Origin of the sequence: Pseudomonas sp. KB_12 (assembly GCF_052114545.1) — a bacterium.
GTDB lineage: Bacteria > Pseudomonadota > Gammaproteobacteria > Pseudomonadales > Pseudomonadaceae > Aquipseudomonas > Aquipseudomonas brassicacearum.
The window spans coordinates 71,814-80,479 of record NZ_JBFREY010000026.1 but is presented as its reverse complement, the minus strand read 5'-3'; the positions used below and the strand labels follow the sequence as shown (position 1 = coordinate 80,479).

Here is an 8,666-nt window from a genome sequence, read left to right as displayed (position 1 = left end):
CCACCACTCGGCACCTCGCCTAGGCTCGGTGTGCCCTCACTCCGGCATTGCTCCGTGGGCCCGCCGCGAAGGGCCATCCATGGCCCAGCGCGGCTATCCCGGCATCCATGCCGGGATGCCCACTGCGCAATGCCTGCGTTCGGCCAGCGTGGTTAACGGGGCGCCGAGATCAACGTCCACCGCGAGGCGGCCTAACAGCCGACCTGGTTCTTGGTTGGACCGCGTTCCACCTGTGGGAGCGAGCTTGCTCGCGATGGCGGTGGTTCAGTCACATGGATATTGGGCTTGCTGGCCTCATCGCGAGCAAGCTTTGCTCCCACAGATCTGACAGGTGTACGACCAGGAGAACCAGGTCGGCTGTTAGGCCGCCTCGCGGCGGCCCACGGAGCAACGCCTTCGTTCAGGCATGCCGAGCCTAGGCGAGGCACCGAGCGGTGGGGCAAAGCGCTTTTGGTTACTTTTGGCTGGTCCGGCTCCCGGCTCCTCCAAAAGTGACCCGCTGTAAGAGCGGAACCGCCAGTGGCCGTTACCGCAGCAACGGATATATACACTAAGTGAACAGCCACAGAGGGAAGCGTCACATCGCGCAAACCACACGATTACGCCCACTGGCCTTGGCCTGGTAAAGCGCCTTGTCCGCGGCGAACAAAAGTTGTTGGAGCTCGCCATACGGCCCGTTTACCCAAGTGGCGATGCCGATACTGACCGTCATCGGCGCTTCCCCCTCGGTCACAGGTAGCAGCTGTTCAACCGCTTCGCGAATGTTCTGGGCCATGGTGAACGCACCGGCGGTGGTGGTTTCCGGCAGCACCACCGAGAACTCTTCACCCCCGTAGCGCGCCGCCAGGTCGGCGGGGCGACGAACATGTTTGCTGATCAGCTGAGCCAAGGTTCGCAAGGCCTCGTCACCCCGTTGATGGCCATGGCGGTCGTTGAATGCCTTGAAGTGATCGGCATCGATCATCAGCACAGACAACGGTTGGCCCGAACGTTGGGCGCGCAGCCATTCCTGTTGCAACGTCTCGTCCAGTGTTCGTCGGTTGGCCAGTCCTGTAAGAGAGTCGACGGATGCCAGTTGGGCCAATTCCCGTTCAGCTCTGTAGCGGCGTCGCAATTCGCGGCGCAGCAGCCAGGTGAGCCAGAGCAAACCGATGCACAGCGCGCCGGTAGCACAACTGACCAACAAGGCCGTGCGCTGCCATGACGCGAACACCTCTTGAGAGGAGAGCGCCACCACGACGATCAATGGCAGGCTGCCTACCTGGGAAAAGGTGTACAGGCGCTGGGTCTGATCGACACTGGAAATGCTGGTAAAACTGCCGTTACCTTCGCGCAGGATGCGGACGAAGTTCGGTCGGTTGCTGAAATCCTTGCCAATCATGTTGTCGGCCAGAGGCGGTTCCTGGGCCAACACAATCCCGTCGCGGCTGACCAGGTTGACCGTGCCACCATGACCAATGTTCAGGCTCTTGAACAATTGGTTGAAGTAGCTCAGGCGCATCGCGGCCTCGGCCACGCCCATGAACTCACCCCGTTCATCGCTCAATCGATAGCTGAAACTGATGCGCCATTCCTGCCCATGACTTCTGGAGCGGAACGGGCGGCTGATCATCATGCCCGGGTTTGGATCCTGGATATGGGACTGGAAGTACTCCCGATCGGCATAGTTGCCTATACGCGGCGTGATCGAGGCGGAGTCAGCGATCACATTGCCGTGTTTGTCCAGCAGCAGGATGTCGCCTTTATAAGGGGCGGCGGTGGCGCGGTCGAATAGCGCCAGATGGCGGATCGTCGGCGAAACGTCTTTCAGGTCTTCGCGTTTGGCGGCCGCGACCAAACCTTGCAGCGACAGATCGTAGAGCTCCGCGTTACGCAGCACATCGGCGTCAATCAGTTGCACGATATTGGTCGCCGCACGTGTTGCGGCCTGTTGTGCGGCGGCATGTTCGCGAATCAGCAGGGACGTCACGATGCTCAGGATCGCAATGACAACCAGCGAACTGGCCAGTACGAGTACCCGTTCTGAACGTATCGAGGACGGGGTGTTGCCGGGTGTCGCACTGCGCGCGCTCATGGGTCCGATGTCTGCATTGTGATGTGGCTGGGATCCGTCCCAAAGGATTGCAAACCGGCAATGAACCAGATGCTGGCCTTTTGCTGATTGTGCTTGGATCGGTGAAGGCGGGCAATCAGTGTTTGCGCAATAACCGGGTAGGAGCGGCCGAAGGCTGCGATCTGTCGATTTTGGTCGAGTTGGCTTTCGCCCAGCATTCAATGCTGGAAAAGATCGAACCTTGTGGCGGCCTCAGGCTGGTAAGCGGATCCCGAACGTGTTGGTGCCCTGGTCACTGCGCACGAATACGTCCCCGCCATGCATCAGCGCGATTGCCTTGACGATGGCCAGCCCCAGCCCATGGTTGGCGCCACTGTTGCTACGCGAGGCATCGACGCGATAGAAACGTTCGAACAGGCGTGGCAGGTGCTCGCCGGCAATCGGTTCGCCGGGGTTGGTGACCGCGAGGGTGATCTGGTCGCCAAGGTCTTCGATGTGCACGTCGATCACTTGCCCGGGCCCGGTGTGCTGTACGGCGTTGCTCAGCAGGTTGATCAGCGCCCGCCGCAGGTGGGCGATCTCGATGTTGGCCTGGGCGTCGCCGCTGACCCGGACCTGGACCTGGGCGTCTTCGAGAATGAAGTCCAGGTAGTCGAGGGTGGTTGCCACTTCGCCGGCCAGGGAGGTGCTGGTCAGTTTGGTGGCCTTGCTGCCTTGGTCGGCGCTGGCCAGGAACAGCATGTCGTTGATGATCGAACGCAGCCGCTCCAACTCCTCGAGATTCGATTGCAGCACTTCGAAGTAGTGTTCGGCCGAGCGCCCACGGGTCAGCGCAACCTGGGTCTGGCCGATCAGGTTGGTCAGGGGCGAGCGCAATTCATGAGCGACGTCGGCGTTGAACGATTCCAGCCGCGAGTAAGCCTGTTCGACCCGGTCGAGGGTGGCGTTGAAGGAACTGACAAACTGGCTCAGCTCCGGCGGCAAGGGCGACAGCTGCAAGCGCCCGGACAGGCGGGGCGGGGCCAGGCGCCGGGCTTCGTCGGACAGCTTGATCAGCGGCTTGAGGCCGATGCGCGCGACCCAGTAGCCCAGCAATGAAGCCAGAAGCACACCGACAATCGCCAGGCTCACCAGCGCCACCAGCAGGCGATGCTGGGTCTGGTAGAAGGTCTGGGTGTCGATGCCGATCATGAAGCGCAGCGGCGGACGCTGGTCCTTGGCCGGGAATTGGCTCACCAATACTTTCATCGGGTAGTGCCGACGGGGCAAGGTCAGGTCGCGCTTACCCAGGGCGCCCTGGGCAAAGGCACGGATCTGCGCATCGGGAGCGCCGTATTCAAAGCGCGGATCGTCGCTGACGATCCAGAAATGGATGCGTTTGTCTTCTTCACCGAGCAGTCGCAGCTTGTTGTTGATCTTCACCCAGTGTTCAGGCGTGCCGTAGCGGCCAACGGTGGACTCCAGGACACTGTAGCGGGCATCGAGCTCGGCTTCGGGCAACAGGCCCAGGCCCTTGGCGACCTGCTGGTATAAAGCGCCACCGATCAACAGGAACACCAGCGCCGCCACCAGCGTGAACATGCCGCTCAGGCGCAGGGCGATGCTGTCAGGAACGCTCATCGCCGCGACTCTCCAGCACATAGCCCATGCCGCGAATGGTGTGCAGCAACTTCTGTTCGAACGGCCCATCGAGCTTGGCTCGCAAGCGTTTGATCGCCACTTCCACCACGTTGGCGTCACTGTCGAAGTTGATGTCCCAGACCATTTCGGCAATGGCGGTTTTCGAGAGGATTTCACCCTGGCGGCGGGCCAGGACGCTGAGCAGGGAGAACTCCTTGGCCGTCAGGTCCAGGCGCTGGCCGGCCCGTGTGGCCTTGCGGCTGATCAGGTCGATCCACAGGTCGGCGATGCTCACCTGCACCGGCTCATGGCCGCCGCTGCGGCGGGTCAGGGCTTGCAGGCGGGCCACCAGTTCGAGGAAGGAGAAAGGCTTGCCCAGGTAGTCATCGGCGCCGTCGCGCAAGCCCTTGATGCGGTCCTCGACCCGTTCCCGGGCGGTGAGCATGATCACCGGTGTCTGCTTGCGGGCGCGCAGGGCCCGCAATACGCCGAAGCCATCCAGGCCCGGCAGCATCACGTCGAGCACGATCACCGCATAGTCGGTTTCCAGGGCCAGGTGCAGCCCCTCGATGCCGTCCGGCGTCACGTCCACGGTATAGCCCTGTTCGGTCAGGCCGCGGTGCAGGTAGTCCGCGGTTTTTTCTTCGTCTTCGATAATCAGAACGCGCATGGCCCTGCCTCAGTGGTCTGTGCTCGCCAGCGCCGCCGTCGGCGCCGACCCTGGCTGATGGGTGGGCCGATGGAACAGTCGCTCCAGCCACAAGTATATGACCGGTGTGGTGAACAGCGTCAGCGCCTGGCTCACCAGCAGGCCGCCCACCACCGCGATGCCCAGGGGCTGGCGCAGCTCCGCGCCGGGGCCATAGCCGAGCATCAGCGGCAAGGCACCGAGCAGGGCCGCCAGAGTGGTCATCATGATCGGCCGGAAGCGTGTCAGGCACGCCTGGAAAATCGCCTCCTGGGGCGCCAGCCCTTTATTGCGCTGGGCGTCGAGGGCGAAGTCGATCATCAGGATGCCGTTCTTCTTGACGATCCCGATCAGCAGCACCAGCCCGATCAGGGCCATGATCGAAAAATCCTCGCCCAGCAGCCAGAGCATGATCAGCGCGCCGAGGCCGGCCGAGGGCAGGGTCGAGATGATCGTCAACGGGTGCACGAAACTCTCGTAGAGCACGCCGAGGATGATGTACACGGCCACCAGCGCGGCGAGGATCAGCCATGGCTGGCTTTTTAGCGAGCTTTGGAAAGCCTGGGCCGCGCCCTGGAAATTGCCGGTGATGGCGGCCGGCATGCCGATTTCGTTCTTCGCCTGGTCGAGCAGGCGCACCGCGTCTCCCAGGGCCACGCCGGGCGCCAGGTTGAATGACAGGTTGGCGGCCGGGAACATGCCGTCGTGGGCAATCGACAACGGACCGTTGCTCGGCGCATCGAAGCGGGCCAGGGCCGAGAGCGGCACCATTTCCCCACTCAGGGGCGAACGCAGGTAGAAGTACGCCAGGCTTTCGGCCTTGCCGCGTTGCTGGGTGTCGAGCTCCAGGATCACGTTGTACTGGTTGGTCTCGGTCTGGAACTCATTGATCTGCCGTTGGCCGAAGGCGTCGTACAGGGCCTGGTCGACATCGGTGGCGGTGAGGCCGAAGCGCGCCGCCGCGCTGCGATCGATGTTGATGTGGGTGATGCTGCCGCCCAGTTGCAGGTCGTTGGAGATGTCACGGAACGCCGGGTTGCCACGCAGCTTGTCGGTGAGCTTTTGCGTCCAGGCGTTGAGGCTCGGCCCGTCGTTGCTCTTGAGCACGTATTGATATTGGGCGCGACTGGGACCAGAGCTGAGGTTGATGTCCTGCCCGGCCCTGAGGTACAGCACCACGCCGGGGATTTTCAGCAATTGCGGGCGGATCCGGTCGATGAAGCCGCTGGCCGACACGTCACGCTCGTTCCGGGGCTTGAGGGCGATCCAGAAACGGCCGTTGGCGATGGTCTGGTTGTTGCCCGAGACACCGACGGAGTGGGAGAAGGTCTGCACCGCCGGGTCGGCGGCGACGATGTCGGCCAGGGCCTTGTGTTTGGCGACCATGTCCGGGAACGACACATCGGCGGCGGCTTCGCTGGTGCCCAGTACCAGGCCGGTGTCCTGTACCGGGAAGAACCCCTTGGGAATGAACACGTAGCCCACCACCGCCAGTGCCAGGGTCAGGCCGAACACGCCGATCATCAGTTTTTGATGGGCCAGGGCCCGACGCAGGCCGTGCTCGTACCAGCCCAGCAGACGCTCGCCGAATCCCATCTTGCTGTGGGCATGATGTAGCGGGGCACGCATGAACAGCGCGGCCAGGGTCGGCGCCAGGGTGAGCGACACCACCACCGAAATCAGGATGGTCGAGGTGGCGGTCAGGGCAAATTCCTTGAACAGGCGCCCGACCACACCACCCATGAACAGCAACGGAATGAACGCCGCCACCAGCGAGAAGCTGATGGAGACCACGGTGAAGCCGATTTCGCCAGCGCCCTTGATCGCCGCCTCGCGCATGCTTTCGCCGGCCTCCAGGTGGCGGTGGATGTTCTCCACCACCACAATCGCATCGTCCACCACGAACCCCACCGAGATGACGATCGCCACCAGGGTCAGGTTGTTCAGGCTGAAGCCCATCACGTACATCAGGGCGAAACTGGCGGTCAGTGACACCCCCAGCACCGCCGAGACAATCAGGGTCGCCGAGAGCTGGCGCAGGAACAGCGCCATCACCGCGACCACCAGCAGCACCGCGATCAGCAAGGTGATCTCCACTTCATGCAACGAGGCGCGGATGGTCTGGGTGCGGTCGATCAGGACCTTGACCTGCATGGCGGCGGGCAGCATGGCTTGCAGGGTGGGCAGGGCCGCCTGGATGCGGTCGACGGTCTCGACGATGTTCGCCCCCGGTTGCCGGAAGATCACCAGGTTGACCCCTGGTTCGCTGTCGGACCAGGCCTGGACGTAAGCGTTTTCCGAGCCGTTGACGACCTTGGCGATGTCCTTGAGGTGAACCGGTGCGCCGTCCTTGTAGGACACGATCAGCTCGCCGTACTCCTCAGGCTGGAACAACTGGTCGTTGGTGGACAGGGTGGAAATGCTCGAATCGCCGTACAGGGCGCCCTTGGCCAGGTTGAGGCTGGCCTGCTGGAGCGCCAGGCGGATGTCTGCCAGGGTCAGGCCGATGGCGGCGAGCCGATCAGCCGAGGCCTGGACCCGGATCGCCGGACGCTGTTGGCCGGAGATATAGATTTGTCCTACGCCGTCGATCTGGCTGATCTGGCGCGAGAGCAGGGTTTCGACGTAGTCGCTCAGCTCGGTGCCGGGCATCAGGGAGGAACTGATGCTGAGGATCAACACCGGGCTGTCGGCGGGATTGACCTTGCGCCAGGTCGGCAGGTTCGGCATGTCGTTGGGCAGTTTGCCGGCGGCGGTGTTGATCGCCGCCTGCACTTCCTGGGCGGCGGTGTCGATGCTTTTATCGAGGCTGAATTGCAGGATCAGGTTGGTCGAGCCCAGGGCGCTGCTGGAAGTCATCTGGGTGATGCCGGGAATAGCACTGAATTGCACTTCCAGCGGCGTCGCCACTGACGAGGCCATGGTTTCGGGACTGGCCCCAGGCAACTGCGCGTTAACCTGGATGGTCGGGAATTCGGCCTCCGGCAACGGCGCGACGGGCAGCCGAGGAAATGCGATCACGCCCAGCAGTACCAGGGCAAACGTCAGCAGCACCGTGGCGATGGGGTGGTCGATGCACCACGCTGAAACCGAGCCGCGGCCCTTCACGGTTGCGGCTCCGAGGTCTTGGCCAGGGCGGGCGGATCACTGAGCACCTGGATGTGGCTGCCTGGCTTGAGCCGCGACTGACCGTCGCTCACCAGTTGATCGCCAGCGTTCACCCCTTTGATGATGTGCATGTCGCTGTCCTGGTAAACCATGACCACCGGCACGCTCTCGACCTTGTCGCCCTTGATCCGGTACACGAAGTGTTGCTCCAGCCCGCGCTGGACCACGGTGGGAGGTACCACCAGGGCGTCCTTGTCGAGGGCGGTCTGGATCTTCAGCGTCACCAGTTGCCCGGGCCACAGCCGTTGCGCGGCGTTGTTGAATTCAGCCTTGGCCCGCAGGGTCCCGGTGTTGGCGTTGATCTGGTTGTCGATGAGGCTCAGGCGCCCCTCGCCGAGCAGTTCCCCGGTAGCGCCATCGGCACCGATATAGGCCTTGACCAAGGCTTGCTCGGGCGCCGCGATCAAGCGTTGCAAGGTGGGCAGCATTTGCTGGGGCAGGGAGAACTCCACGGCGATCGGGTCGATCTGGGTCACCGTGAACAGGCCATTGGTGTCGCTGGTGCGCAGGAAGTTGCCTTCATCCACATTGCGAATACCGACGCGACCGCTCACCGGGGAGCGGATCTGGGTGTAGGACAGTTGCACCTGCGCCGAGTCGATGGCCGCCTGGTTACCCTGGGCGGTGGCCTTGAGCTGGTTGACCAGCGCCTGTTGCTGGTCGTAGGTCTGCTTCGAGACGCCGTCATCGACGCTCAGCAATTTGTAGCGCTTGAGATTGACCTGGGCCACCGCCAGTTGCGCCTGGCTCTCGCCGAGCTGGGCCCGGGCCTGGTCGAGGCTGGCGCGGATCGAACGATCGTCGATGGTCGCCAGCAGGTCACCTTTCTTGACCAGTTGCCCTTCCTTGACCAGCAGCCGGGTGAGGATGCCGTCGATCTGCGGCCGGATGACCACGCTGTGCAGCGACAGGACCGTACCGATGCCGCTGGCAAAGCGCGGCACATCCTTTTGCACCACGCTGACGACCCGCACCGGAACGGCGGCGGGAGCGCTGGGCTTGGCGGTCACGGGCTTGAGCACAAACCAGAGGACGAGGGCCGCCAGGGCGACCAACAGCGCGACGAGCAGGACGGTTTTCTTCTGGGTGTGCATGGATATGAAAGGCCGGTTCGGGACACAGGAGTCTGAGCTTTCT

General features: G+C 63.2%; 5 protein-coding genes. All 5 read right to left on the bottom strand.

Annotation, left to right across the window (positions count from 1 at the left end):
• Positions 1-577: 577 nt before the first annotated feature.
• Entirely contained in the window at positions 578-2,074 is a 1,497-nt protein-coding gene (locus tag AB4Z20_RS20325) for a sensor domain-containing diguanylate cyclase (protein ID WP_253477892.1), read from the bottom strand.
• 231 nt (positions 2,075-2,305) lie between these two features.
• A complete protein-coding gene (locus AB4Z20_RS20320) occupies positions 2,306-3,673 on the bottom strand; it encodes a heavy metal sensor histidine kinase (RefSeq protein WP_442090493.1) in 1,368 nt (455 codons plus the stop codon).
• A complete protein-coding gene (locus AB4Z20_RS20315) occupies positions 3,660-4,343 on the bottom strand; it encodes a heavy metal response regulator transcription factor (RefSeq protein WP_442090492.1) in 684 nt (227 codons plus the stop codon). Before AB4Z20_RS20315 ends, AB4Z20_RS20320 begins: the two co-directional genes overlap by 14 nt.
• A 9-nt stretch (positions 4,344-4,352) precedes the next feature.
• Entirely contained in the window at positions 4,353-7,469 is a 3,117-nt protein-coding gene (locus tag AB4Z20_RS20310) for a multidrug efflux RND transporter permease subunit (protein WP_253477884.1), read from the bottom strand.
• Positions 7,466-8,623 carry an efflux RND transporter periplasmic adaptor subunit gene (locus AB4Z20_RS20305; protein WP_253477881.1) on the bottom strand — a complete coding sequence of 386 codons (1,158 nt, stop codon included), beginning with the start codon at positions 8,621-8,623 and terminating at the stop codon, positions 7,466-7,468. The genes AB4Z20_RS20310 and AB4Z20_RS20305 overlap by 4 nt, the downstream gene beginning before the upstream one ends.
• Between the last annotated feature and the right edge of the window lie 43 nt (positions 8,624-8,666).